The 413-nt window shown below is 49.4% G+C and carries 1 protein-coding gene and 1 pseudogene; both read right to left on the reverse strand.

All coding sequences use genetic code 11. The features are described 5' to 3' along the window. The coding region (locus FMM79_RS04705) for a hypothetical protein (protein WP_371710823.1) at positions 1 to 240 on the reverse strand (240 nt) is incomplete at its 3' end. A gap of 34 nt (positions 241 to 274) precedes the next feature. After that, positions 275 to 413 (reverse strand): annotated as a pseudogene (gene tolB, locus FMM79_RS22205) (Tol-Pal system protein TolB); the annotation flags it as partial.

Consider the following 413-nt stretch of genomic DNA (forward strand, 5'->3'; position numbering starts at 1 on the left):
GATATCGTACTTGTCCAGATCGCAGTAAACGATGTTGTTCTGCTGCAGCTGTTGCATTTGCAGACGAGCCTGCTCTTCGGAAGACATGTTGCCGTTGCCGCCGTTCGCATCCATACCAGTGCCGGCACCCAGCATGCCTTCGCTGCCGTCATTGCTGGCGTTCTTGTTGGAAGAACATGCCGCAATTGCCATAACAGGCAGAGCAATCATCAGCACTTTCAGCACTTTGTTCAGTTGCATTTCAATGATTCCTTTACTATTCAATTAATTATTATCACAGATACGGCGACCAGGCAGGGAATTTGACCTGTCCATCAGTTGCCGGAAGACGCGCTTTGAAACGCCCATCTGTAGAAACCAAATTCAGCACGGATCCCATCCCCTGAGAAGAGCTGTAGATTACCATAGTGCCG

It is taken from the genome of Novosphingobium sp. BW1 (assembly GCF_008107685.1).
Classification (GTDB): domain Bacteria; phylum Pseudomonadota; class Alphaproteobacteria; order Sphingomonadales; family Sphingomonadaceae; genus Novosphingobium.